Annotated in this window: 24 protein-coding genes and 1 pseudogene; 12 read left to right on the top strand and 13 right to left on the bottom strand. The window is 71.9% G+C overall.

Annotated features, from left to right (window positions below):
• Nucleotides 1-33: 33 nt before the first annotated feature.
• Together pdxH and E1264_RS13320 are read left to right on the top strand one after the other, a co-directional pair.
• A complete protein-coding gene (gene pdxH / locus E1264_RS13315; protein WP_243710910.1) occupies nucleotides 34-687 on the top strand; it encodes a pyridoxamine 5'-phosphate oxidase in 654 nt (217 codons plus the stop codon).
• Nucleotides 684-2072 (top strand): MFS transporter, encoded by a 1389-nt coding sequence (locus E1264_RS13320; protein ID WP_132173145.1) that lies wholly within the window; start codon nucleotides 684-686, stop codon nucleotides 2070-2072. Before pdxH ends, E1264_RS13320 begins: the two co-directional genes overlap by 4 nt.
• Here the strand turns inward: E1264_RS13320 and E1264_RS13325 are convergent.
• The gene (locus tag E1264_RS13325) at nucleotides 2058-2705 is read right to left on the bottom strand and encodes a UdgX family uracil-DNA binding protein (protein WP_132173146.1); all 648 of its coding nucleotides are present in this window, start codon (nucleotides 2703-2705) and stop codon (nucleotides 2058-2060) included. The genes E1264_RS13320 and E1264_RS13325 overlap by 15 nt on opposite strands.
• A 98-nt stretch (nucleotides 2706-2803) precedes the next feature.
• Here E1264_RS13325 and E1264_RS13330 point away from each other — a divergent pair, with 98 nt between their 5' ends.
• The 3 genes from E1264_RS13330 to E1264_RS13340 all read left to right on the top strand — a co-directional run bounded on the left by E1264_RS13330 (nucleotide 2804) and on the right by E1264_RS13340 (nucleotide 7169).
• The gene (locus E1264_RS13330) at nucleotides 2804-3505 is read left to right on the top strand and encodes a metal-dependent transcriptional regulator (RefSeq protein ID WP_132173148.1); all 702 of its coding nucleotides are present in this window, start codon (nucleotides 2804-2806) and stop codon (nucleotides 3503-3505) included.
• 303 nt (nucleotides 3506-3808) lie between these two features.
• Nucleotides 3809-6169, top strand: coding sequence for a SpoIIE family protein phosphatase (locus tag E1264_RS13335; RefSeq protein WP_132173151.1), 2361 nt, complete (start codon nucleotides 3809-3811; stop codon nucleotides 6167-6169).
• Between the two features lie 4 nt (nucleotides 6170-6173).
• Complete coding sequence (locus E1264_RS13340) at nucleotides 6174-7169, top strand: zinc-dependent alcohol dehydrogenase family protein (protein WP_132173153.1); 996 nt, start codon at nucleotides 6174-6176, stop codon at nucleotides 7167-7169.
• 4 nt (nucleotides 7170-7173) lie between these two features.
• Here the strand turns inward: E1264_RS13340 and E1264_RS13345 are convergent, their stop codons facing one another.
• Complete coding sequence (locus E1264_RS13345; RefSeq protein ID WP_243710911.1) at nucleotides 7174-8019, bottom strand: methyltransferase domain-containing protein; 846 nt, start codon at nucleotides 8017-8019, stop codon at nucleotides 7174-7176.
• A gap of 156 nt (nucleotides 8020-8175) precedes the next feature.
• Nucleotides 8176-8337 carry a hypothetical protein gene (locus E1264_RS43340; protein ID WP_165964158.1) on the bottom strand — a complete coding sequence of 54 codons (162 nt, stop codon included), beginning with the start codon at nucleotides 8335-8337 and terminating at the stop codon, nucleotides 8176-8178.
• A gap of 137 nt (nucleotides 8338-8474) precedes the next feature.
• Here E1264_RS43340 and E1264_RS13350 point away from each other — a divergent pair, with 137 nt between their 5' ends.
• The 4 genes from E1264_RS13350 (at nucleotide 8475) to E1264_RS13365 (ending at nucleotide 13157) form a co-directional block, all read left to right on the top strand.
• Entirely contained in the window at nucleotides 8475-8894 is a 420-nt protein-coding gene (locus E1264_RS13350) for a hypothetical protein (protein WP_240808449.1), read from the top strand.
• A gap of 113 nt (nucleotides 8895-9007) precedes the next feature.
• Nucleotides 9008-11035 (top strand): MDR family MFS transporter, encoded by a 2028-nt coding sequence (locus tag E1264_RS13355; RefSeq protein WP_132173155.1) that lies wholly within the window; start codon nucleotides 9008-9010, stop codon nucleotides 11033-11035.
• Between the two features lie 121 nt (nucleotides 11036-11156).
• Nucleotides 11157-12302 carry an acetyl-CoA C-acetyltransferase gene (locus tag E1264_RS13360; RefSeq protein WP_132173157.1) on the top strand — a complete coding sequence of 382 codons (1146 nt, stop codon included), beginning with the start codon at nucleotides 11157-11159 and terminating at the stop codon, nucleotides 12300-12302.
• 78 nt (nucleotides 12303-12380) lie between these two features.
• Nucleotides 12381-13157: an enoyl-CoA hydratase-related protein gene (locus E1264_RS13365; RefSeq protein WP_132173159.1), complete on the top strand. Its 777-nt coding sequence runs from the start codon at nucleotides 12381-12383 to the stop codon at nucleotides 13155-13157.
• On the opposite strand, the gene E1264_RS13370 is transcribed toward E1264_RS13365, so the two are convergent.
• The 6 genes from E1264_RS13370 to E1264_RS13395 form a co-directional block, all read right to left on the bottom strand.
• Nucleotides 13111-13665: a YcxB family protein gene (locus E1264_RS13370; RefSeq protein ID WP_132173161.1), complete on the bottom strand. Its 555-nt coding sequence runs from the start codon at nucleotides 13663-13665 to the stop codon at nucleotides 13111-13113. The two genes, E1264_RS13365 and E1264_RS13370, sit on opposite strands and share 47 nt — an antisense overlap.
• 86 nt (nucleotides 13666-13751) lie before the next feature.
• Nucleotides 13752-14705 carry a helix-turn-helix domain-containing protein gene (locus E1264_RS13375; protein ID WP_132173163.1) on the bottom strand — a complete coding sequence of 318 codons (954 nt, stop codon included), beginning with the start codon at nucleotides 14703-14705 and terminating at the stop codon, nucleotides 13752-13754.
• 58 nt (nucleotides 14706-14763) lie between these two features.
• The gene (locus E1264_RS13380) at nucleotides 14764-15513 is read right to left on the bottom strand and encodes an SDR family NAD(P)-dependent oxidoreductase (protein WP_132173165.1); all 750 of its coding nucleotides are present in this window, start codon (nucleotides 15511-15513) and stop codon (nucleotides 14764-14766) included.
• The gene (locus tag E1264_RS13385; protein ID WP_132173167.1) at nucleotides 15510-16526 is read right to left on the bottom strand and encodes a 2,3-butanediol dehydrogenase; all 1017 of its coding nucleotides are present in this window, start codon (nucleotides 16524-16526) and stop codon (nucleotides 15510-15512) included. The genes E1264_RS13380 and E1264_RS13385 overlap by 4 nt, the downstream gene beginning before the upstream one ends.
• The gene (locus tag E1264_RS13390; protein ID WP_132173169.1) at nucleotides 16523-17779 is read right to left on the bottom strand and encodes an MFS transporter; all 1257 of its coding nucleotides are present in this window, start codon (nucleotides 17777-17779) and stop codon (nucleotides 16523-16525) included. The genes E1264_RS13385 and E1264_RS13390 overlap by 4 nt, the downstream gene beginning before the upstream one ends.
• A 3-nt stretch (nucleotides 17780-17782) precedes the next feature.
• Complete coding sequence (locus E1264_RS13395) at nucleotides 17783-18316, bottom strand: 2,4'-dihydroxyacetophenone dioxygenase family protein (RefSeq protein ID WP_132173171.1); 534 nt, start codon at nucleotides 18314-18316, stop codon at nucleotides 17783-17785.
• 199 nt (nucleotides 18317-18515) lie between these two features.
• Here E1264_RS13395 and E1264_RS13400 point away from each other — a divergent pair, with 199 nt between their 5' ends.
• Entirely contained in the window at nucleotides 18516-19073 is a 558-nt protein-coding gene (locus E1264_RS13400) for a TIGR03086 family metal-binding protein (protein WP_132173173.1), read from the top strand.
• On the opposite strand, the gene E1264_RS13405 is transcribed toward E1264_RS13400, so the two are convergent.
• The 4 genes from E1264_RS13405 to E1264_RS13420 all read right to left on the bottom strand — a co-directional run bounded on the left by E1264_RS13405 (nucleotide 19054) and on the right by E1264_RS13420 (nucleotide 21609).
• Nucleotides 19054-19815 (bottom strand): GNAT family N-acetyltransferase, encoded by a 762-nt coding sequence (locus E1264_RS13405; RefSeq protein WP_132173175.1) that lies wholly within the window; start codon nucleotides 19813-19815, stop codon nucleotides 19054-19056. The genes E1264_RS13400 and E1264_RS13405 overlap by 20 nt on opposite strands.
• Nucleotides 19816-19818: 3 nt before the next feature.
• A complete protein-coding gene (locus E1264_RS13410; RefSeq protein WP_132173177.1) occupies nucleotides 19819-20316 on the bottom strand; it encodes an SRPBCC family protein in 498 nt (165 codons plus the stop codon).
• Nucleotides 20313-20690 carry a metalloregulator ArsR/SmtB family transcription factor gene (locus tag E1264_RS13415; RefSeq protein WP_132173179.1) on the bottom strand — a complete coding sequence of 126 codons (378 nt, stop codon included), beginning with the start codon at nucleotides 20688-20690 and terminating at the stop codon, nucleotides 20313-20315. The genes E1264_RS13410 and E1264_RS13415 overlap by 4 nt, the downstream gene beginning before the upstream one ends.
• A 70-nt stretch (nucleotides 20691-20760) precedes the next feature.
• Nucleotides 20761-21609 (bottom strand): endonuclease/exonuclease/phosphatase family protein, encoded by an 849-nt coding sequence (locus tag E1264_RS13420; RefSeq protein WP_243710912.1) that lies wholly within the window; start codon nucleotides 21607-21609, stop codon nucleotides 20761-20763.
• Between the two features lie 60 nt (nucleotides 21610-21669).
• Here E1264_RS13420 and E1264_RS13425 point away from each other — a divergent pair, with 60 nt between their 5' ends.
• Both E1264_RS13425 and E1264_RS13430 read left to right on the top strand, forming a co-directional pair.
• Nucleotides 21670-22083, top strand: a complete 414-nt coding sequence (locus tag E1264_RS13425) for a DUF4259 domain-containing protein (RefSeq protein WP_132173183.1) — start codon at nucleotides 21670-21672, stop codon at nucleotides 22081-22083.
• Nucleotides 22084-22208: 125 nt separating this feature from the next.
• Nucleotides 22209-22454 (top strand): annotated as a pseudogene (locus E1264_RS13430) (hypothetical protein); the annotation flags it as partial.

Below are 22454 nucleotides of genomic sequence, written 5' to 3' on the forward strand. Positions count from 1 at the left end.
GCCCGGCTCCGGAGATCCTACGAGGGGGGCGAATTGTCCGAGTCGGCGCTCCCCGCCGATCCGCTCGCGCTGTTCGCCGGCTGGTTCGCCGACGTGCACGCCTTCGGCCTGCCCGAGCCGAACGCGATGGTCCTGGCCACGGCGTCCGGGGACGGGGTGCCGAGCGCGCGGACCGTCCTGCTGAAGGGGTACGGGCCGCACGGCTTCCGCTTCTTCACGAACCTGACCTCGCACAAGGGCCGCGACCTGGCGGAGAACCCGCGGGCGGCGCTCGTGTTCCCCTGGCACGCCATGCACCGGCAGGTCCGCGTCGCGGGCCCGGTGGAACAGCTGTCGCGGGAGGAGTCGGCCGCCTACTTCCGGACGCGCCCGCACGGCTCGCGTCTCGGCGCCTGGGCGAGCGAGCGCCAGTCGGGCGTCATCCCGGGACGGGACGTCCTCGAAAGGCGCTTCGCCGAGCTGGCCGAACGCTGGCCCGAGGAGCCGCCGGACGCGCCCGCGCAGGCGGAGAACGCCGTCCCGCTGCCGGACTTCTGGGGCGGCTTCCGCGTCGTCCCCGAGTCGATCGAGTTCTGGCAGGGCCGCCGCGACCGCCTCCACGACCGGATCCGCTACCGGCGGGCAACCCCGCTCGAACAGGGGGAGGTCGAGCAGGGAGAGTGGGTGATGGAGAGACTGTCCCCGTGACCCCGGAACAGCAGCCAACCCCCACCCACACTCCTGACAGCTCCGAGACTCCCCAGGGCACCGACGCCGACGCGGACGCCGAGCCCGAGGAACCGGTGGCGCCTTCCAAGAAGAAGCCGCCTGGGAAGAGGCGCGGCGGCCTGCGGAGCCTGGCGATCGACACCCGCCCGCTGGCACATCCGGCGTTCCGGCGGCTGTGGCTCGGGCAGGGCGTGTCGTTCGTCGGGTTCCAGGTCACCGCCGTCGCCGTGCCCGTCCAGGTGTACGACATGACCGGGTCGTCGTTCTGGGTCGGCGCGCTCGGCGTCGTCAACCTCGTCCCGCTGATCGTGTTCGGGCTGTGGGGCGGCGCGGTCGCCGACCACATGGACCGGCGCAGGCTGCTGTTCGTCTCGTCCTGCATCACCTGGGTCGCCACGCTGCTGCTGCTCCTCCAGGCGCTGGTGGGCGCCGACAGCCTCTGGCTGATCATGACGGTGGTGGCGGTCCAGGCCATCGGGTTCGCGGTGTCGTCGCCCGCCCGAAGCGCGATCATCCCCCGGCTGATCGACGCGCCGCTCGTCCCTGCGGCCAACACGCTCAACTACACGGTCCTCATGGGCGGCGGGCTGGCCGGGCCGCTGTTCGCTGGCGTGATCCTCGCCCGCTGGGGCTACGGGGCGGCGTACGCGCTGGACGCCGTGCTGTTCACGGTCGCGCTGTACGCGGCGCTGCGCCTGCCCGCGATGCCGCCGCTCCGCGACGTCGTCGGGACGCCCGGCCTGCGGTCGGTGTTCGACGGCCTGCGCTACCTCGCCGGGCAGCCGGTGCTGATGATGTCGTTCGTCGTGGACATCATCGCGATGGCGATCGCGATGCCGCGCGCCCTGTTCCCCGAGGTCGCCGAGACGCGGTTCGGCGGCGAGGGCGCGGTCGGGTGGCTGTTCGCCGCGATGGCGATCGGCGCGTTCGTCGGCGGGCTGTCGTCCGGCTGGATCGGACGCGTCCGCAAGCAGGGCATCGCGCTCGTCGTGTCCATCGTGATCTGGGGTCTCGCGGTGGCCGCGGCCGGGCTGACCGGACGGCTGTGGCTCGCCGTGGCGCTGCTCGCCGTCGGCGGGGCGGCCGACCTGGTGTCGGCGGTCTTCCGCCAGTCGATGCTCCAGACGTACGCGCCGGACGAGATGCGCGGCCGGCTGCAGGGCGTCTTCACCGTCGTCGTCGCGGGCGGGCCGCGGCTCGGGGACGTCCGCGCGGGCGCGACCGCCAGCGTCACCGGGGCCACCGCGTCCTGGGTGGGCGGCGGGCTGGCCTGCGCCGTCCTGGTGGTCGTGGCCGCGTTCGCCGTCCCGGCCCTGCTCCGCTACGACACCCGCACCGCGGAAGGCGTCTCAACCGAGCGCTGACGCGGCCACCTTGAGGTCGTCGAGGAACCCGGCGTACATCCCCTCGCGGTCCTCGGCGCGCAGCACGGCGGACGGATGGATCGTCGCGACGACCTGCGCCTCCCAGTCGGGGAGCGGGAGGAGCCGCCCGCGCTCCTTGGTCACGCGGAACGACGGGCCGAGCAGGGCCTTGCCCGCCGTGGCGCCCAAGGCGACCACGACGTCCGGGTCCAGGAGCCGCATCTCCGCGTCCAGCCAGGGACGGCACGCGCGCACCTCGGCCGCGCTCGGCGGCTCGTGGATGCGCCGCTTCCCGCCGCCCTCCTGTCGCTTGAACTTGAAGTGCTTGACGGCGTTGGTGACGTAGACGTCGCCGCGCTCGATCCCCGCCTCCGCGAGCGCGCGGTCCAGGATGCGTCCGGCCGGGCCGACGAACGGGAGCCCCTTGCGGTCCTCCTGGTCGCCGGGCTGCTCGCCGACGAACATGACCCGTCCGCCCGGGGAGCCCTCGCCGAAGACGGTCTGCGTGGCGTTCTCGTAAAGGCCGCAGCCTTGGCACCCTGCCGCGGCCCGGCGCAGTTCGCCGAGATCGGACCGCCCCTCCGCGGTGTCCGGTAGGAATGGGGTGGCGTCATGGGAAGTTCTCGCGTTCATCTTGCGTTGCCCATACCCGGCCTCCGGGGGATATTCGCTGGGCACGGCGACGCGAGGTCGGAGCAAGTAGACTCCTGCACATAAGACTGGAGGGAGCTGTGACCTCACACGGCCTGATCGATACCACGGAGATGTATCTCCGGACGGTTTTCGAGCTCGAAGAAGAGGGCATCATCCCTCTTCGTGCGCGCATCGCGGAGCGGCTCTCGCAGAGCGGCCCGACGGTGAGCCAGACGGTCGCGCGGATGGAGCGCGACGGCCTGCTGCGGGTCGAGGGCGATCGGCATCTCGAACTGACCGAGAACGGCCGCGGCCTCGCCACCCGCGTGATGCGCAAGCACAGGCTCGCCGAATGTCTGCTGGTCAACGTGATCGGGCTGCCCTGGGAGGACGTCCACATCGAGGCGTGCCGCTGGGAGCACGTCATGTCGGAGGACGTGGAGCGCCGCCTGGTCTCCCTGCTCGACAACCCGACCACCTGCCCGCACGGCAACCCGATCCCCGGCCTTGACGAGCTGGGCGGACGCGGGGACGACGCCGACTCCGCACCGCTGTCGGTGATGACCGCCGTGGCCAGCCCCGGGGGCGCCGGCGCCGTGATCCGGCGGATCAGCGAGCAGGTGCAGAGCGACAGTGACCTGATGCTTAGACTCAAGCAAATAGGGATACAACCGGGACGAGAGGTGACGCTTCGGGCGACCGATGACGGGGTGCAGGTGATCAGTGACGACGAGGCCGACAGTCCCGCGACGGAACTGCCGCGCGACATCGCCGAACACGTCTTCGTCAGCAGGCGCTGACGCGATAGGCGTGCTTGCTGCGGGGGTGCTTGCGAGCGCACGGGCGGGCGTGCAGGCCGGCGCGCGGGGCCCGGAACGGGGCGCCGTCTCGACGGTTTATACCGAAGATCTCCATAGCAGCGGGCCTTTCGGGCGTATCCCGGCGGCGTGTTCGTCGTTCAATACGACGGAAGAGGTACATGCGGCAGCCGCGCCGCGACGCCCGGTGATCATCGATTCGGTGGGCACCGGTCCGGGCGGCGGGTGGCCGTGCCGGGAGAATGCGATCACCGGCGGGCTCGCTACTGGTATCGGGATGGGGAGATGAACCACTGGGGGGAAGCGCCTGACGAGGCGCATCTGCCACCCGAGACCGTCCTCAACCAGATGGAGATGGCGGTCATCGTCTGCGACCGCTTCAGCAACGTCATCTACGGCAACGCGTTCGCGCGCCAGCTGTTCGGGTTCGGCGGCGACGAGATCATCGGCCACTCCATCCTCTCCCTGGGCATCGCCGAAGAAGACCACGAGCAGGCGACAGAGCTGGCCAAGCACGTCCTCAAGGGCGGCGTGTGGGAGGGCACGTTCTGCAACCTGCGCATCGACGGCACCACCGTCTACACGCGCGCGCACGCCGTGCCGCTGCGCCACCCGTCCGGCGCCGTCGACGGTGTCGTGATCTTCGCGCGCGAGGCGCTGCGCTCCAACCAGCGCGAGCAGGACCGCTACGGCCTGATGGAGCGGATCGGGGAGCGGCTCGCCGGGTCCCTTGAGCTGGAGAGCACGCTCCGCCGCGTCGCCGACACGCTCGTCCCGCAGTTCGCCGACCACTGCTTCATCGACCTCTACAGCGGCGACCGGCTCTACCGGCGCGTGTCCCGGCACGCGGGCAACTGGGAGCCGCCGCCCGGCACGTGGGCGGAGGTCGGCGATCCGGTCCACTACCCGCCGGGGCACTTCAGCGAGAAGGCGATGAGCCGCCGCGACGCCGTCCTCGTCGAGGACATGCTCCAGCACCGGTTCTCCGCGCCGAACGAGTCGTCCCAGCGGCTCGGCGACGCCATGGGCATCACCTCCGTGATCTCCGCGCCGCTGCTGGTGCGCGGCGAACTGCTCGGCGTGATGAGCCTCGCGCTGTCGAACCTGTCCAAGCGGCCCGACCCGCACTACGACGGCTTCGACCGCGACCTCCTCGGCGCCATCGCCAGCCGCGTCGCGCTCGCCGTCGACAACGCGCTGCTGTTCGAGGAGGAGCGCGACACCGCGCTCGCGTTCCAGAAGCACCTGCTCCCCGGCGACCGGCCGCCCCGGCTCGACGGGCTCCAGATCGCCTGGCGGTACGAGCCCGCCCGCCCGCTCGAAGCGCACGGGCACGGCATACAGACCCAGGTCGGCGGCGACTGGTACGACGTGATCCCGCTGTCGGCGGGCCGGGTCGGCCTCGTCATCGGCGACGTCGAAGGCCGCGGCGCCCGCGCCGCCGCCGTGATGGGCCAGCTCCGCGCCGCGCTGCGCGCCTTCGCGCAGGACGACAAGCCGCCCGCCGACATCCTCCGCAAGCTCGACGAGTGGGTCCGCACGATGACGCGGCCCGAGCGGATGCGGTCCGGCTGGAACAGCGACGACCTCGTCCGCCCGCCGCTCGTGTCCTGCACCTACTTCGTGTACGACGCGTGGTCGCGGGTGCTGGAGTTCGCCAACGCCGGGCACGACCCGCCGATGCTGATCGTGGACGGCGAGGTCGGCGAGCTGCCGTTCGAGAGCCAGGGCGGCATGCTCGGCCTCCGCGCCCCCGGCATGGGCGGCGAGATCCTGTTCAACGAGGAGACGACGGAGCTGAAGCCCGGCTCCACGCTCGTCCTCTACACCGACGGGCTCATCGACCGCAGGCCCAAGGACGACGGCGACTACTACACCCGCGAGGAGTCGCGGGAGCGGGTCCGCGCGGCGGTCGCGAAGGTGGCGCGGAGCGGCGTCGAGACGATCGCGAACGCCGCCTACGAGGCCGTCCCCGGCGACATCGACGACGACGTCGCGATCGTCGTGATCCGCACCGCGGGCGACGAGCTGGCCGTGGAGGAGCGCACCTTCACCGCCGAGCCGATCATGGTGTCGGAGGCCCGCCGGATGGCCGCCGACGCGTTCGCGTCCTGGGGGATGCTGGACGAGCAGTCCGAGCTCGCCTGCCTTCTCGTGTCCGAGGTCGTGACGAACGTCGTCCTGCACGCCACCGCCACCCCGGCGCCGCGCCGCGAGATGGTCGTCCCGGTTCCGGCCGGGCAGCCGGGGCGCGGCGGGGAGCCGCTCGGCGCGCCGCCGGCCGTCCAGTTCAACACCGACTTCGGCACGGGCACGCTCGACGGCGACCCGTTCGAGACCGGCCCGTACGACGGGAACTCGTTCGACGGCGGGGCGTTCGACGAGGACGACTGGAACCTCGGCGCCGACCTCGGCCGCCGCGAACCGCCGACCAAGGAGTTCCGGCTCCGGCTGCGCCGCGGCGCCGACGCGATCTGGGTCGAGGTGTTCGACTCCGACATGCGGCTGCCGCGCATCCGCAGCGCCGGTGAGACCGACGAGGGCGGCCGCGGCCTCTACCTGGTCGACCAGCTCGCGACCCGCTGGGGCGCCCGGCCGACGTCCGACGGCAAGGCCGTCTGGTTCGAGCTCCCGCTGACCCCCTGACCTCATGCGCGCCTGGGCGGTCGAGAGCCCTGCCCCGATCGCGGCGCGTCCCCTGCGGCGCACCGACCGCGACGTGCCGTCCCCCGGCCCGGGCGAGCTGCTGGTGCGGGTCCTGGCCTGCGGCGTCTGCCGGACGGACCTGCACGTCGCCGAAGGCGATCTGCCCGTCCACCTGTCCGGCGTGACACCGGGCCACGAGATCGTCGGAGAGGTCGTCGCGGCGGGCGCCGGTGCGCTGCACGCGGTGGGAGACCGCGTCGGCGTGGCCTGGCTGCGCGGGACGTGCGGCGCCTGCCGGTTCTGCCGCCGCGGCGCCGAGAACCTGTGCCCGTCGTCGGTCTACACCGGCTGGGACGCGCACGGCGGATACGCCGACTACGCTCTGGCCGTCGACGCCTACGCCTACGCGCTGCCACCCGAGCTGGACGACGTCCGCGCCGCGCCGCTGCTGTGCGCGGGCATCATCGGCTACCGGGCGCTGCGCCGCGCCGGCGTCCCGCCGGGCGGGCGGCTCGGCATCTGGGGGTTCGGCGGGTCCGCGCATCTGGCCGCGCAGATCGCCATCGCGGAGGGCGCCGACGTGCACGTCTTCACCCGCAGCCCGGCCGCCCGCGAGCTGGCCCGCGAGCTCGGCGCGTCCTGGGCGGGCGACTCGTTCGACGCCGCGCCCGCCCCGCTCGACTCGGCGATCATCTTCGCGCCCGCCGGGGAGCTGGTCCCGGCCGCGCTGGAACGCCTCGACCGCGGCGGGACGTGCGCCATCGCGGGCATCCATCTGAGCGACGTCCCGTCCCTGGACTACCAGCGGCACCTGTTCCAGGAGCGCCAGGTCCGGTCGGTGACGGCGAACACCCGCGCGGACGGCGAGGAGTTCCTGACGCTGGCCGCCCGCCTGGACGTCGCCGTCACGACCCGCGAATACGCGCTGGACGACGCCGACCGCGCCCTCGCCGACCTGGCCGCCGACCGCTTCACCGGCGCCGCCGTCCTGGTGCCTTGACGGGTCAGGGGATCGGTTCGGCGGCGACGTGCGCCCACGACTGGGTGAACCACAGCTCGCCGCCGATGATGCGGGGTTTCGCGCCGGTCTTCGGGCCGCCGTCCACCTCGTCGACGAGGGCCGTGCGGATCCGGTCGGCGGTCGCGTCGTCGCACGCCCCCGCGAGCCACGGCTCGACCGGGCGCTCCACGGTGAAGACGTCCAGGCGGCGGATGCTCCCGCCCGCCGAAGTGATCATCTCGGTGAGCCGGGCGATGGACGGGGTGCCGGGATGGTCCGGGTCGCGGAGCCGCTCGATGCGGTCCCGGTCGGGCCCGGCGAGGTTCCCGCGGACCAGATCGGCGATGACCACCCGGCCGCCGGGGCGGCACACCCGCAGCAGCTCCCGCAGCACATGATCGGGATCGCCCAGGTTGTAGAGCGAGAACCGGGCCGTGACCAGGGAGAACGTGTTGTCCCTGTACGGCAGCGCGGTGGCATCCGCCTTGATCGTCGGACGGTCGGGGTCGATCGTGCGGGGCCGCAGGTCCTCGCGGGTGGTGGCCGCGGCGCGGGTGGCGGGCGGCGGTGAGTCGCCGTCGGTGATGCGGACCGGTCCAGTGCCGAACTCGACCGTCGCCATCCGCCGCGACGTACCCGGCGCGGGGTCGGCGGGCGCGGGCATCGCGTCCACGGCGGTCAGGTGGCGCACCTGCGGGCCGAGCGCGGCGGGCATCGGGCCGTGGCCGCGCGCCACGTCCAGGCAGATGTCGTTCTGGTCGGGCTCGACGAACTCCAGCAGCCGCCGCAGATGCGGGGCGATCGCGCCGCCGGTCCCCTGGATAGCGGTCGCGGGATGCGGCAGCGGCACTGGTGCACTCCCTTGTTTCGGACCGGCTCATCGGACGGGGTACCGCTCTCGTCCGGGCAGGGACGGCGAACGGGCGTGAAGCCGGTTTCGCCAGTTATGACTCGCTGTCGGGGTGGTTGGTTCGGGCGACCGGGCACCAATTCGTTGAACGTGCACTCAAGTGCGCAGGTAATTGCCGTACATCGTCAGCACCACCAGGACGAACACGGTGAGCACCGCGACCCTGGTGGGCATGGGCAGGCGGAGCCGCACCGCGACCCATCGCACGCAGAACGTGGCGAGGAGTGACACGACGACGAGCGCGAGGATGCCTTCCATGGTCACCTTCTGTCCGGGGGCGCCGGGGGAGCGCCCGGGGGAGTGCCGAGGGGTGCCGCCTCCTTGAAACGATAGACGTGTAAGGCGGGGGTTACCCGGGTCTCGGCAACGCGGCACCGCACAGATAGCCTCCCCTTGTGGCAGATGCGATGGAAATAGACGACCGGGGCAAAACCGAGGGCAGGGACCGGCTCGACGGCGCCATGAAGAACCTGGCGCGCGGCCGGATCGCCTTCGGTCTCGCGGCCCTGACCGCCCCGAAGCTGACCGTGCGGCTCATGCAGATGGGATCCGGTGACGACGCGGGCCGCGACTACCTGGTCCGGGCGTTCGGCGCCCGCGAGGTCGCGCTGGGCGCCGGCTACCTGCTGAGCGGCGACGAGTCGGGTCGCCGCCTGTGGACGCGGCTCGGCTTCGGCATCGACGTCCTGGACACGCTGAGCGCCGCCAAGACGCGTCCCGGCCTCCCGCTGTGGGTGACCGCGGCCACCGTGGGCATCGCGGGCGGCTGCGCGGGACTCGGCGCCGCGAAGGTCGCCCGCGACCTCATGGGCTGACGCCGCCCCGGCGCCGCCCCGCGCCCGCCTCCCGCCAGGTGATCTTCTCGGGCTCGTGGGTACACCCGTCCGCGTCCATCCCGGGAGGTTCGCGGCATGACGGCAGGAGCGGCATGACGGCGGGGGCGGCGCGCGCGGCGGACGAACGGGCCATGCCCCAGGGCAGGGACCTCTACGTCATCCTCGGCGCGCTCATGCTGGGCATGCTGCTCGCCGCGCTGGACCAGACGATCGTGTCGACGGCGCTGCCGACGATCGTCAGCGACCTCGGCGGGCTGAACCACCTGTCGTGGGTCGTGACGGCGTACCTGCTCGCCGCCACCGCCTCGACGCCGCTGTGGGGCAAGCTCGGCGACCAGTACGGGCGCAAGCGGCTGTTCCAGGCGTCGATCGTCATCTTCCTGATCGGGTCGGCGCTGTGCGGCATCGCGCGGGACATGACGGAGCTGATCGTCTTCCGCGCCCTGCAGGGGCTCGGCGGCGGCGGGCTGATGGTGCTCGCCGTCGCGATCGTCGGGGACGTGGTGCCGCCCCGCGAGCGCGGCCGCTACCAGGGCCTGTTCGGCGCGGTGTTCGGCGTGGCGAGCGTGTGCGGCCCGCTGCTCGGCGGCTGGTTCGTCGACAACCTGTCGTGGCGCTGGGTGTTCTACATCAACGTGCCGGTCGGGATCGTCGCGCTCCTGGTGATCGCGGCGGTGCTGCACGCGACCGGCGAGCGGGAGCGGCACCGCATCGACTACCTCGGGACGCTGCTGATCGTCGGCTGGGCGGTCGGGCTCGTCCTGATGACGACGTGGGGCGGGACGACCTACGACTGGCTGTCCGCGCCGATCATCGGGCTCGCCGCCGGGTCGGTCGTGCTGATCGCGGTGTGGCTCCTGGTGGAGCGGCGCGCCGCCGAGCCGATCATGCCGCCGCGGCTGCTGGCGAACCCGGTGTTCTCGCTGGGCGCGGCGGTCAGCTTCGCGGTCGGCTTCGCGATGTTCGGCGCGCTGACGTTCCTGCCGATCTTCCTCCAGGTCGTGCACGGGGTGTCGCCGACGCTGTCCGGCGTGCACCTGCTGCCGATGATGCTCGGGATGCTGATCGCCTCGATCGGGTCCGGCCAGCTGATCACCCGTACCGGCCGCTACAAGGTCTTCCCGGTGGTCGGGACGCCGCTCATCGCGCTGGCCCTGTACCTCTGCTCGCGGCTGGACGAGGACGCGTCCACGCTGACGATGAGCCTGCGGTTCGCGCTCCTCGGCTTCGGGCTGGGGCTGGTGCTGCAGGTGCTCGTCATCGCCGTCCAGAACGCGGTGTCGTACGAGGATCTCGGGGCGGCGACGTCCGGGGTGACGTTCTTCCGGCAGATCGGCGGGTCGTTCGGCGTCGCGGTGTTCGGCTCGGTGTTCAGCAACCGGCTCGCGACCCATATCGAGGATCTGGCGCGGACGCTGCCGCCGGGGTTCGACCCGGCGGCCGTCCAGGGGAATCCGGGGCTGCTCGACCGGTATCCGGCCGAGGTGAAGGACGGCGTCCTGCACGCCTACGCGCAGTCGATCGATTCGGTGTTCCTGTGGGCCGTCCCTGTGGCGTCCGTTGCGTTCCTGCTGACGTGGTTCTTGCGCGAGGTTCCGCTGCGGGCCACTTCGCAGACGCGCGACTACGGCGAAGGGTTCGGTGCGGCGCCGACCGTACGGTCGTCCAGGCATGAGATAGAGCGGGCGCTGAGCGAGCTCATGCGCAAGGACGTCAAGGCCCGAGAACTCTACGAACGGCTGGGTTCGCATTCGGGTGTCGCGCTTCCGGCGGGCAGCGTCTGGGCGCTGTGCCGGATCGCCAAGGACGGCACGGTCACCGGCACGGACCTCGCCGAACGCGCGGGCGTCACCGTCGAGCACGGCCGCCCCTACGTCGACCGGCTCGTGGACTCCGGCTACGTCCGGCGCGTCAACGGGACGCTCGCCATCACCGAGTCCGGGGAGGCCGCCGCCGAGAGCCTCTTCGCCGCACGCAGCGCGGGCCTGGCCCGCCACCTGGACGGATGGTCGCCCGAGGAGCATCCCGAGCTGACGGACGTGCTGCGCAAACTCGCGGAGGCGTCGCTCGGCGACGAGGCGGACGGCGGGAACCTCCTGCGTCCCGAAGCCAAGCCCTGAACCGGGGGCGGCCGTAGGGTGTCGTGCCTCATATCGCTTCGGACGTCAGGCGATGTAACCTCGTAACCGAATAACCGAATCTTGCTCGGTTTCGGGACGGAACCCAGAATTTGGAGGCGCAGTGGCCGAGGCGTACATCGTCGGCGCGGTCCGTACCCCCGTCGGCACCAAGAAGGGCGGCCTGAAGGACGTCCACCCCGCCGACCTCGGGGCCCACGTGCTCAAGGAACTCGTCAACCGCACCGGCGTCGACCCGTCCGCGGTCGAGGACGTGATCATGGGCTGTGTCATGCAGGTCGGCCCGCAGTCCCTCGACATCGCCCGCACGGCGTGGCTGTCGGCGGGGCTGCCGGAGTCCGTGCCCGGCGTGACCATCGACCGGCAGTGCGGGTCGTCGCAGCAGGCGATCCACTTCGCCGCGCAGGGCGTGCTGTCCGGCACCCAGGACCTCGTCGTCGCGGCGGGTGTCGAGCAGATGGCGATCGTCCCGATGGGCTCGTCCGTCGCCATGGCCCTGGAGAAGGGCATGCCGTTCCCGTACGGCGAGGGCTGGGTCGAGCGGTACGGCATGCAGGAGATATCCCAGTTCCGCGGCGCCGAGATGATGGCCGAGAAGTGGGGCTACAGCCGCGAGGACCTGGAGAGGTACGCGCTGGAGAGCCACAAGCGCGCCGCCAAGGCCATCGAGGCCGGGTACTTCGACCGGGAGATCGCGCCCATCGCCGGCGTGACGAAGGACGAGGGCGCCCGACCCGACACCACCCTGGAGAAGATGGCGGGCCTGAAGGTGCTCCGCGAGGGCGGCCGGATGACCGCCGCCGTGGCCTCGCAGATATCGGTCGGCTCGTCCGCCCTGCTGATCGCCTCCGAGGAGGCCGTCAAGCGGCACGGGCTCACCCCGCGCGCCCGCATCCACACCCTCGCGGTGTGCGGCTCCGACCCGGTCTACATGCTGACCGGCCCCATCCCCGCGACGGAGAAGGCCCTCGACCGCGCCAAGCTGAAGATCGGCGACATCGACGTCTTCGAGGTCAACGAGGCGTTCGCGCCCGTACCGATGGCGTGGGCGCACGACACCGGCGCGTCGCTGGAGAAGACCAACCCCAACGGCGGCGCCATCGCGCTCGGCCACCCGCTCGGCGCCACCGGCGGCGTGCTGATGACCAAGCTGCTCCACGAGCTGGAGCGCACCGGCGGCCGCTACGGCCTCCAGACCATGTGCGAGGGCGGCGGCCAGGCCAACGCCACGATCATCGAGCGGCTCTAGCGAGCGGCGCCCCGTCCCGCCCGGCCGCGGCCGCGCGGGGCGGGTTCCGTGTTCGCGACGGCCGGGAAAGGGCTGGGGATGGACGGGACGACGCTCTACTCGGTGGATGCCGGGATCGCGCGCATCACGCTGAACAGGCCTGACGCGCGCAACGCGCTCAACGATCAGATGATCGGCGAGCTGCTCGACGCGTTCGAGCGGGCGAAGGCCGACGACGGCGTGCGCGTGATCGTGCTGACGGGCGCGGGCGACCGGGCGTTCTGCGCCGGGGCCGACCTGGGCGGCCTCGACCGCGACGGCCTGGACCCCGGCGAGATCCGCGAGAGCGCCCTGTTCCGCCTGTTCACCGCGTTCCCGACGCTCGGCAAGCCGATCATCGCGCGGCTCGGCGGGCACGCCGTCGCGGGCGGCCTGGGCCTCGCCGCCGCCTGCGACCTGGTGATCGCGGCGGATGACGTGAAGCTCGCCACCCCCGAGGTCAACGTCGGCCTCTGGCCCATGATGATCATGGCGATCATCAACCGGAACGTCGCGCCGAAGCACGCGTTCAAGCTGTACTACACCGGCGCCCGGATCACCGCCGCCGAAGGACGCGAGATCGGCCTGGTCACCGAGGTCGTGCCGCGCGCCGACCTGGACGCCCGCGTGGACGAGCTGGCCCGCGTGATCGCGTCCAGGAGCCCGCTCGGCCTGCGCCGCGGGCGCGACGCGTTCTTCGCGATCGAGGGCCGCCCGCTGGAGGACCAGGTCGCCCACCTGCTGTCGGAACTGGTCGAGCTGGCCGGAACCGAGGACGCGAAGGAGGGCATCACGGCCTTTCTCGAGAACCGCCCCCCGAACTTTCGACGCCGCTGACCCGACCCCGCTCATCGAGGGTCTCGGCCTGTTCGTAGGGAGCGAGGAATCCCTCGATCTGCGCCAGCTGTTCGGCGTCGTACGCGCGCTTTAGAATGAACTCCGCGGGAAACCCGCTCATGTAGCACACCCAGAATTTCTGGGTGTTCTCGATGTTGGAGAACGCGGACCACACCATCGTCGTCGTGAACGTGTCGGTTCGCCATTCGCACCCGTTGGCGGTCAGACGTAGTGTCGTGGGCACGCACATGTGCGCGGCTACCTTGCGGAGGTTCACCCGAGCCGACCGGACCCCGGCGATCGGGAACGCTGCCGCCAGCACCAGCACGACGATGCCGGCCCCTGTCTGCCCGCTGGAGAAGCAGTAGATCGCGGCGACGATCAGCGCCCCCGCCACCATCGTGTAGGTGCGCGTCAACCCCTGCTTGAGGCCATGAAAGAGCGCACGTACCGCCTCGTCGGGCGTGGGTTCAACACTGACCGTGATTCCACCGTCGCCGATATGCATTTCGCCCTATCCAGTTTTCTCGTCGTCCAGCGCGGGGGATCATCATTCAGCGCCGCGCGGCGGCACGCAAGCCCTTCGCGTGCGGGTCAGCGGGCGGCGGCGCGGGTCTCGGTCGGGGTGCGGCCGAAGCGGGCGCGGAAATGGCGGGCGAAATGGGCCTGGCTGGAAAAGCCCCAGCGGTAGGCGATGTCGGCGATGGTCGTCGCGGCGGCGCCGGGGGAGGTCAGGTCGTCGTGGGCGCGCTGGAGGCGGCGTTCGAGGATGTGCCGGGACGGCGTCGTCCCCGCCGACTCGAAGATCCGCCCCAGATGCCGCACGGACACGCCCATCACCCCGGCGACCTGCCCCGGCGTGAGGCAGGAGTCGTGCAGATGCCGCTCGATGTACTCCTCGGCGACGATGAGCTGCGTCTGGTAGGCGGCGGGCGCGGCGCGTCCGCCGGAGCGCTCGGTGGCCAGCAGCCGGATCAGGTCGAGGACGGTGCCGCGCGCGCCGTCCGGCCCCGCCGCGCCCGGGTTCTCCAGGACGGACCGCAGCGCCACGACCAGCTCGCCCTCGCGGGCCGTCCCGCGCCCGAACAGCATCGGCGCCTGGACGCCGCCCGCCATGCACTCCTCGACGAACCGGTCGCGCGGGATGTCGACCAGGAACTGCCGCATGGACGAGGAGAACCCGAACAGGTAGGGGCGGCGCGTGTCGTACACGACGAGGTCCCCGGCGGTGGCGGCGAGGCAGCCGTTCTCGTGCAGGAACACCGCGTCGCCCTTGACCAGCAGCGTCGCGAACACCGAGTCCTTCGGCGTCGACCTCGCCACCTGCGGGGTGCGCTCGACGGCGTGCGCGTTGCCGCTGATGTCGGCCAGCCGGACGTCGCCGAGCCGGAAGTTGGCCTGCCGGGCCAGCAGCCCCCGCTCGGAGTAGGAGGAGCAGGCCAGCCCGACCAGCGCCCTGCGGTTGTAGTCCTCCCAGAACTCGATGCGCTCGCGCGGGTCGACGTCCTCCGTGCTGGCCTGGGAGATCATCTGTGCTGGTGCCGGCATGGTGCGCTCCTCCCCGGGTCGGCGGGTCCTCCTGGTGGAGCCTATGCGGTGAATCGCGTCAAACCGCCAGGTAGCCCCCGTCCACCGGAAGGATGGCGCCGGTGATGTAGGACGCGGCGGGCGAGCACAGGAACGCCGCCACGGACGCGATCTCCCGGGGCCGCCCGTACCGCCCCACCGGGATCCGGGCCCGGACGGCCTCCGCCGCGGCCGGGTCGTCCATCAGCCCGCGGGCCAGCGGCGTCACGACGAACCCCGGCGCGACCGCGTTCACCCGGACGCCGTCGGCGGCGTACTCGGCCGCCAGCGACCGCGTGAGCTGCGAGATCCCGCCCTTGCTGGCGCTGTAGGCGGGCCGGTCCCGGCTGCCGGAGTAGGCGAACATCGACGACACGTTGACGATCGAGCCGGCGCCCGCGGCGCGCGAGAGACCGGGGCGGGCGGCCTGGCAGGCCACCATCGTCGCGGTCAGGTTGATCTCCAGGACGCGGTGCCAGAGTTCCATGTCGTACTCGTCGCGGTCGTGGCTGACGCCGGCGCAGTTCACCAGGGTGTCCAGCGGGCCCGCGTCCGCGATCAGCGCGGTGAGGCCGCCGCCGTCCAGCACGTCGTGCTCCACCACGCGGACGCCGGGATGGTCCGGCAGCTCGCCCGCGTCGGACGGGCGCAGCCCGAGAGCGATCACCTCGGCGCCGAGCTCGGCGAACAGCACGGCCGTCGCGGCCCCGATCCCGGACGTGCCACCGGTCACGAACGCCCGCCGCCCCTTGAAGAGCCCCGGCTCGAAGCCCTCGACCCCTCCGGTCATGGCCGCACCAGCACCTTGATCTCCTCCATGGTGTTCATCAGCGTCTCGAACCCGCCGTGGACGACGTCGTCCAGCGGGACGACCGAGGTGACGATGGCGCCGAAGTCCATGCCCTCCTCGGCGGCCAGCCGGATCAGCTCGGGGTGGCAGTCCCGGTACCCGACCGACCCGATGATCGACTGCTCGTTGTTGACCAGCGCGAACGCGTCCACGGCGAGGACGCCGCCGAGGCCGAGGAGCACGACCCGGCCCCCGCGACGGGTCGCCTCCAGGCAGTCGCGCAGCGTCCGCTCAGCACCGACCGCCTCGAACGCCAGGTCGGCGGTTCCCGGCGGCAGCTCCCCGGCGTCCACGGCCTCGGCGGCGCCGAGACGGCAGGCCAGCGCGCGGCGGCTCGGCGACGGGTCGCACGCGATCACCCGTCCCGCCCCGTACCGGACGGCGAGCTGCACCACGAGGAGCCCGATGGGCCCGAGCCCGACGACCGCGACCGTCTCCCCGTCCCGCAGCCCGGACCGGCGGATCCCGTGCAGCGCGACCGCCGCGGGCTCGAACACGGCCGCCTGCTTCAGCGAGACGCCGTCCGGCAGCCGGTGCAGCATGTAGGACGGCAGGACGGCCCGTTCGGCGAGCCCGCCGTCGCCCATCAGCCCGGCGAACCCGAAATGGCGGCACAGGTTGTACTCGCCCGCCAGGCAGCGGGCGCACTCGCCGCAGCGGTAGTGCGGCTCGACCGCGACCCGGTCGCCCGGACGCAACCCCGTCACGCCCGGACCGACCTCGGCGACGGTCCCGCTGAACTCGTGCCCGAGCGTCAGCGGCGCGACCCGTCCCGACTCCGGATGCGGTTCGACGACCGGGATCGCGTGCGGCCCGTCCGCGTATTCGTGCAGGTCGCTCCCGCAGATCCCGCAGTAGGCGACGGTGACCGCGACCTCCCCGCGCCCAGGGGCACCCGGCATCACGTTCTCGACGCGGACGTCCCGCGCCCCGTACCAGATCGCCGCTCTCACGCCTCGACCCCCTTCCGCCGCAGGACGGCGGGAGCCGTCTCGCGGAGCCCGAACGATAGCGCCACGACGAGCGCCGCACCCCCGGCCGCGATGAACATCGCCGCCTGCAGCCCCCAGATGTCGGACGCGCGGCCCGCGACGAGCGGCCCGAGGAACCCGCCCGCCAGCTCGCCCACGCCCATGATCACACCGAGCGCGGTGGCGAGCGCGGCGCGCGGCACGGTCTCGGCCGGGATCGTCGCCATGAACAGCGTGAAGCAGCCGAGGCCCGTGTAGGTGAGGATCATCAGGGTGCCGAGCAGCACCGGGCTCTCCACGTACACGACGGCGATCGGGCAGAACACGGCGAGCGCGGTGAAGCCGACCAGCGCCTTGCGCCGCCCGATCCGGTCGGAGATCCCCGGCGTCGCGAACCCCCACAGCACCCACGCGACGCCCAGGCACGTCATGACGGCGCTCATCGTCCCCGAACCCCAGCCCTTCTCGTCCGTGAGGTACGTGGGCGTGAACGTGATCATCGTGACGAACCAGGTCAGGTAGCAGGGCGCGATCAGCATGCAGATCACGACGTTGCGCAGCCGCAGCACCTCCTTGACCGGCACCTTCGGCGCCTTGACCGGTTCCGCGGCCTCCCGCCGGGCGAGCGGCGGCCGTTCGAGGACGAACTTCGCGATCAGCCCGGCGATGATCAGCCCGGGGACGATGGTGACGAAGAACGCCGTCCGCCACCCGAAGTTGTCCGCCATCCAGACCACCACGACCGGGGCGACGATCCCGCCCAGCAGCCCCGCCGACGACCCCTGCAGCAGCCCCATGTTCAGCCCGCGCCGCGACTCGCGGGACGCCTCCACCATCAGCGACTGCGACATCGGCAGCACCGCGCCCTCCGCCGTGCCCATCAGCGCGCGCGCCGCGAGCAGCCCGACGAACCCGGTCATCAGCCCGGACGCCGACGAGAACAGCGAGAAGAGCAGCACGGCGGCGATCAGGATGGGCTTGCGCCGCCCCAGCCGGTCCGACAGGCTCCCGGCGAACATCCCCGCCAGCGCCCACGTCAGCGCGAGGACCCCGGACAGGACGCCGAGCTGCGAGTTCGACAGCCCGAAGTCGTCGTCCATGTAGGGGGCGAGGAACGCCAGGGCCTGCCGGTCGAAGAACACGAAGCCGAAGGCCAGGAACAGGATGACCAGCAGCCGGTTCTCGTACCGGTCGGCCGTGACGACGGGAGCGGTTCGCTTGAGCAGGGTCGTCATGGCTCAGCGGAACAGCGAGTTGACGTAGTCGGCGCCCAAGCCGACCTTGTCGTAGTGCTTGCGGCACATGTCGATGTAGTCGTGGACGTCGAAGAACCCCGCGGTGTCGCCGTTCTCGTCCAGCCAGATGAGCGGGCCCTTGACGATGAACAGCGTCTTCATCGGCTCCTCGTGCTCGTAGGCGACGAGGGTGTGGCCCTCGCCCGGCGCCTCGTAGACGAAGTCGCCGGCGGTGGCCGTCCAGGGACGCTCCAGGTAGCCCCACTTGCCGGAGATCGTGTAGGCGAACACCTCGTGCGGGTGGTAGTGCCGGTTGACGAGCCCGGCCTCCTTGGACCGCAGGATGTCGGACCAGGTGTTGTCCTTCACGTTGATCCACAGCGGGCGGGACCCGACCGTCTCGGTGAACGGCACGTAGTACCGGTCGTCGTCGGTGGCGACCTTGGACAGGTACACCTCCGGCAGCGCGTCCGGCTTGAACGAGTTCTCGATCGGCTTGAGGTCCTTCCAGAACTCCGAACCAGGGGTTTCCGGCATGTGAACGCTCCTCTCACGACGTGTTGCCGCGAGTGAACCCCCTGCTCACTGCCCCCGTCTTTCCCGTGACGGACGCCACCCTTTGCATATCTCAGACATCACCCCGTGGCCGCCGCGCCCGATGAGTTTCGGCCGCCACGCCAGTCGGTATGTCCGAGGCCGCAGCACCGGGCCCGACGTCCACGAGAGAGAAGATTCGATGATCGACCTCAAGCCCGCCTGCCACCGCATGATCGAGATCCTGGCGGGCGTCGACGACGCCCGGCTGGCCGACCCCACCCCGTGCGCCGACTACAGCGTCGGCGACCTGATCGATCATGTCGACGTGGTCGCGGACGGGTTCACCGCGCTCGCCCTGAGGAAGTACAGCGAGTCGGCCGACCGCGAGCCGAGCGCGGCGAACCTGGCGCCCGGCTGGCGGGACGTCGTCGCCGAGCACCTGCGGGCGCTCGGCGCGGCCTGGGACGACCCGGCCGCCTGGGAGGGCGGCACCGACGTCGGCGGGGGCCTGGAACTGGCGAACGACGTGTGGGGCAAGATCACCCTGACCGAGATCGTGGTGCACGGCTGGGACCTCGCCAAGGCCACCGGCCGGCCCGCCGACATGCCCGAGGAGGCGGTGCGGCGCTGCTTCGATCACGTGGCGACGTTCGTGCCGAACGCACCCGTCCCGGCGCTGTGGGGCCCCGCCGTCGAGGTCCCCGCCGACGCCCCGCTGATCGACCGCGTGGTCGCCATCACCGGCCGGACCCCGTAGCGGTCCGGTAGTTGTAGGGGCTGAGCTCGCTGAATCCCGAGCGCTCGTAAAGGCGGAGAGCCGGACCATTGCCGCGCTCCACCTGGAGGTACATGCGGCCGGCTTTCCGGCGTTCGGCCCACTCCGCCAGCGCGGCGAGGACGGCCCGTCCGGCGCCCTTTCCGCGCGCTTCGGGAAGGGTGGCCATGTTGAACACCCCCGTCCATCCGGTGTCGGCGACCGCGCGGCCGACCGCGGCCACATCGTCCCCGACCATCGCGCAGACAAAGGCGGACGGCCCCTTCACCCGGGCGAGCATGTTCCGCTCGGAGTCGGGGTCGCCGCCGTGCACGGCGTGCCAGGCGTCCAACCACGCGCGGGTCGGACGATCGTCCACCCGGACCCGTGGTGAGCCAGGGGCCCGCCCCAGGACACGCCTGGCGGATGCCACCTGCAACGAAACAGCGCCCTCCCGCCGGTAGCCGCGCCTTTCCAGTGCGGCGTCGAGCCCGTCCGGGCACGCGCCCGGGGTGATCTGGAACCGCGCGTCCGCGCCGCGCCCGGTGTAGAAATCCTCGGCCTGGACGACCCTGCGCACCAATTCGCCCGGCGCGACCGCGCCGTGCGGAAGGACGGTTCCCACCCACCAGGAACAGCGGGGGGCATGGCGCAGCCACCATCCGTCGACGTCTCGGACATGCTCCGCCGGGAGAGCCCGGGCCGCCCGCTCCTGGAGGCCCCGCACCATTTCTCGTCCGCTCATGAATCAGCCGACCGAAAGGCTCCTGTAGTACTCCACTTGAGCCGGGTAATAGTCGTCGAAGTCCGGCGCGGGCGTTCCTTCCCTGGAGGCGGAAAGGCGGTCGAGGTAGTACTCCCAGCCCGGCCCGGTCGTGGTCACGTCGGTGCCGGGGTCCAGGTGGTGCAGGAAGGTCAGCGTCGTGACGCCGTCGGCCTCGTCGAGGCGCGCCTCCAGATGCCAGCGCCCGTACTCGTCGACGGTCTCGACCTCGAGCCGCCGGGGCGGCTCGCAGGCGATGATCGTCATGTCGCTCTCGGGCTGCCCGTCCTCGTGCACCAGCGTGAGCCGGACGGTGGCGCCCGGCCTGCCCTCGCCGCTCCAGTGCGCGAACCACCGGGCCGTCCGCTCCGGCTCGGTGATGCTCGCCCAGACGTCCTCGATCGTGGCCTTGTACTGGCGTGTCAGATGCAGGTCGGTGCCGGTCGCCGTGGCGAGCAGCCGCCCGGTGGGTGTCGGTTTCATCCCGCGTTCCTCCTCGAATCGGTGGGTGGTTCCTCGCTGGTCGTGTGCGGTTCCGCCGGACGTTCCCGGCGCGTGCGGTGGACCTCCGTCCCCAGGGCGTCCAGGCGCTGGTCCCAGGCCTGCCTGCGGACCGTGGCCAGCCACCGGTCGATCTCCCGCAGCGCGCCGTGCTCGGCCCGGTAGTACCGCTCGCGCCCCACGGTGTCGGCCGCGACCAGCCCCGCCTCGCGCAGGACCCGCAGATGGCGGCTGACCGCCGGACGGCTGATGTCCGGGAACGCGGCGGCCAGCGCACCGGCCGTCAGCGGCCCGTCGCCGAGCAGCACCACGATGCGGCGGCGCACCGGGTCGGCCACGGCGGCGAAGACGTCCATGGGAATATGTAACCTGTATGTTACGCGTTTGTCCAGCCGGGTGCCCGCCGTCGACGGTCCGCGGGCGGCCCTACGGCCCCGCAAGCTCGGCGAGGACGGCCGCGTGGTCGGAGGGCCACACCCCGCCGACGGGCCGGTCACCGACGCGGCGCACGGACCGGACGTGCCCGAGCCCGCCCGGCCCCGGCAGCCCCACATGGATGTAGTCGATGCGCCCCGGCGGTTCGAGGGTCTGCGCCGCGTAGGGGTTGACCGGATCCCAGGTCACGGCGGGCGCGGCCGGGTCGGCGTACTCCCATGCGTCCACCAGGACCTGACCGGGGACGGCGGGCGCCGTCCGGTACCCGCCGAACAGGCGCATCTCGTCGGAATCGGGATGGGCGTTGTAGTCGCCGGTGACCACGGGCGGGAACGGGCTGCGGTCTCGGTGCGACGCGACGAACCTCGCTAGGGCCGTCACCTGGGCGCAGCGCACGGCAGACCCGTGCGGCTCCGAATTCAGGTGCGTGGTGAAGAACGGAACCGGGTGGACGGGGGCGTCCACCAGCGCGAACAGGGCCCGATGGCCGTCGTCGCGGCCGTCCCCGGTGGGCAGGCGCAGGACGTCCTGGTCGATGATCGGCCATCGGCTGAGAACGGCGTCGCCGACGTCGGCCGTCGAGCCGTCGAGGCGGGCGTGCCAGCGGCCGGGCCGGTCGGAGGGCGCCCACGTCCAGTGCATGCCGAGCCGGTCGGCGAGCCACCCGGCGAGGTTCTCGTCGCCCTCGTCCCAGACCTCCTGCAGCCCGACGATGTCGCAGTCGAGTTCCGCGAGCGTCGTCGCGATCGCCTCCCTGCGGGCTTCCCAAGGCCCGAACCGCCACCACACATTCCAGGTCAGGACTCGTACCACCGGGCCCCGCTCCCTTCGCGTCAACACCGGCAACATTCTCGGCGGCTGCCGGAATTGTCTAGAGTGCGGGGACCCTTGGAGGTGGAGATGGGAACCTGGGACGCGACCCCGTTCGGCAACGACACCGCCGCCGATTTCGCGGGCGACCTCGATGACCTGGCCTTGGACGAGCGTCCGGCCGCCGTCCGAGAAGCCTTGGAAGCCGTGCTCCGCGAGACGGATTACCTGGACCGTTCGGAGGGCGACACGGCCGTCGCCGCAGCCGCCCTGGTGGCGGCGCAATGCCCCGGCGGCCCACCTGCGGACCCCATCTACGGCCCGGAACAGCCTGTGCCGGACCTGCCCGACGACCTCCGAACCCTGGCGCTGGCCGCCCTCGACCGGGTGGCGGGCCCGAATTCCGAATCGCAGGACCTCTGGGCCGAAGCCGGCGACGGCCTCCAAGAATGGCACGCCGAACTAGACAAACTCCGGAAGGCCCTCAAGACGGACCCGAACTAGCCGTTCCGGGACATGCCCGGCTGCGGGCATGTGTGGCGAGGGGGCCTCGGGAGCGGTGGTGAAGGCAAAGCGTCGGTAGCCGACCGCTGGGTGTGGGTTGGGAACTGTGGCGGAATGTCTGCGGTGTGGCGGAGTGGTTCTCGCGGGAGATATCGGACACCGGGCGTCTGCGGCTGTCGTGCTTTCTTGCGGCGTTCATCGTCGGATTCCTGTTCATCCGGTTCAGCGTCCGGATGATTCGACGGCAGGTGCGGTGGTGGCCGGGGAACGTCACGCCGGGCGGGCAGCACATTCACCATGTCGTGTTCGGGCTGGTGTTCATGTGCGTCGGTGGCGTGGGCGGGCTCGCCATCGAGGACACGTCGTCCGGG

The organism is Actinomadura sp. KC216 (assembly GCF_004348535.1).
Taxonomy (GTDB): Bacteria; Actinomycetota; Actinomycetes; order Streptosporangiales; family Streptosporangiaceae; genus Spirillospora.

Bases quoted from the DNA above. Each gene is read 5' to 3' on its own strand.
- E1264_RS13355 (WP_132173155.1), top strand. From the start codon at position 9,008: ATGACGGCGGGGGCGGCGCGCGCGGCGGACGAACGGGCCATGCCCCAG.
- E1264_RS43340 (WP_165964158.1), bottom strand. From the start codon at position 8,337: ATGGAAGGCATCCTCGCGCTCGTCGTCGTGTCACTCCTCGCCACGTTC.
- E1264_RS13340 (WP_132173153.1), top strand. From the start codon at position 6,174: ATGCGCGCCTGGGCGGTCGAGAGCCCTGCCCCGATCGCGGCGCGTCCC.
- E1264_RS13375 (WP_132173163.1), bottom strand. From the start codon at position 14,705: ATGCCGGCACCAGCACAGATGATCTCCCAGGCCAGCACGGAGGACGTC.
- E1264_RS13405 (WP_132173175.1), bottom strand. From the start codon at position 19,815: ATGAGCGGACGAGAAATGGTGCGGGGCCTCCAGGAGCGGGCGGCCCGG.
- E1264_RS13365 (WP_132173159.1), top strand. From the start codon at position 12,381: ATGGACGGGACGACGCTCTACTCGGTGGATGCCGGGATCGCGCGCATC.
- E1264_RS13335 (WP_132173151.1), top strand. From the start codon at position 3,809: ATGAACCACTGGGGGGAAGCGCCTGACGAGGCGCATCTGCCACCCGAG.
- E1264_RS13380 (WP_132173165.1), bottom strand. From the start codon at position 15,513: ATGACCGGAGGGGTCGAGGGCTTCGAGCCGGGGCTCTTCAAGGGGCGG.
- E1264_RS13400 (WP_132173173.1), top strand. From the start codon at position 18,516: ATGATCGACCTCAAGCCCGCCTGCCACCGCATGATCGAGATCCTGGCG.
- E1264_RS13395 (WP_132173171.1), bottom strand. From the start codon at position 18,316: ATGCCGGAAACCCCTGGTTCGGAGTTCTGGAAGGACCTCAAGCCGATC.
- E1264_RS13415 (WP_132173179.1), bottom strand. From the start codon at position 20,690: ATGGACGTCTTCGCCGCCGTGGCCGACCCGGTGCGCCGCCGCATCGTG.
- E1264_RS13410 (WP_132173177.1), bottom strand. From the start codon at position 20,316: ATGAAACCGACACCCACCGGGCGGCTGCTCGCCACGGCGACCGGCACC.
- E1264_RS13325 (WP_132173146.1), bottom strand. From the start codon at position 2,705: ATGAACGCGAGAACTTCCCATGACGCCACCCCATTCCTACCGGACACC.
- E1264_RS13390 (WP_132173169.1), bottom strand. From the start codon at position 17,779: ATGACGACCCTGCTCAAGCGAACCGCTCCCGTCGTCACGGCCGACCGG.
- E1264_RS13425 (WP_132173183.1), top strand. From the start codon at position 21,670: ATGGGAACCTGGGACGCGACCCCGTTCGGCAACGACACCGCCGCCGAT.
- E1264_RS13370 (WP_132173161.1), bottom strand. From the start codon at position 13,665: ATGCATATCGGCGACGGTGGAATCACGGTCAGTGTTGAACCCACGCCC.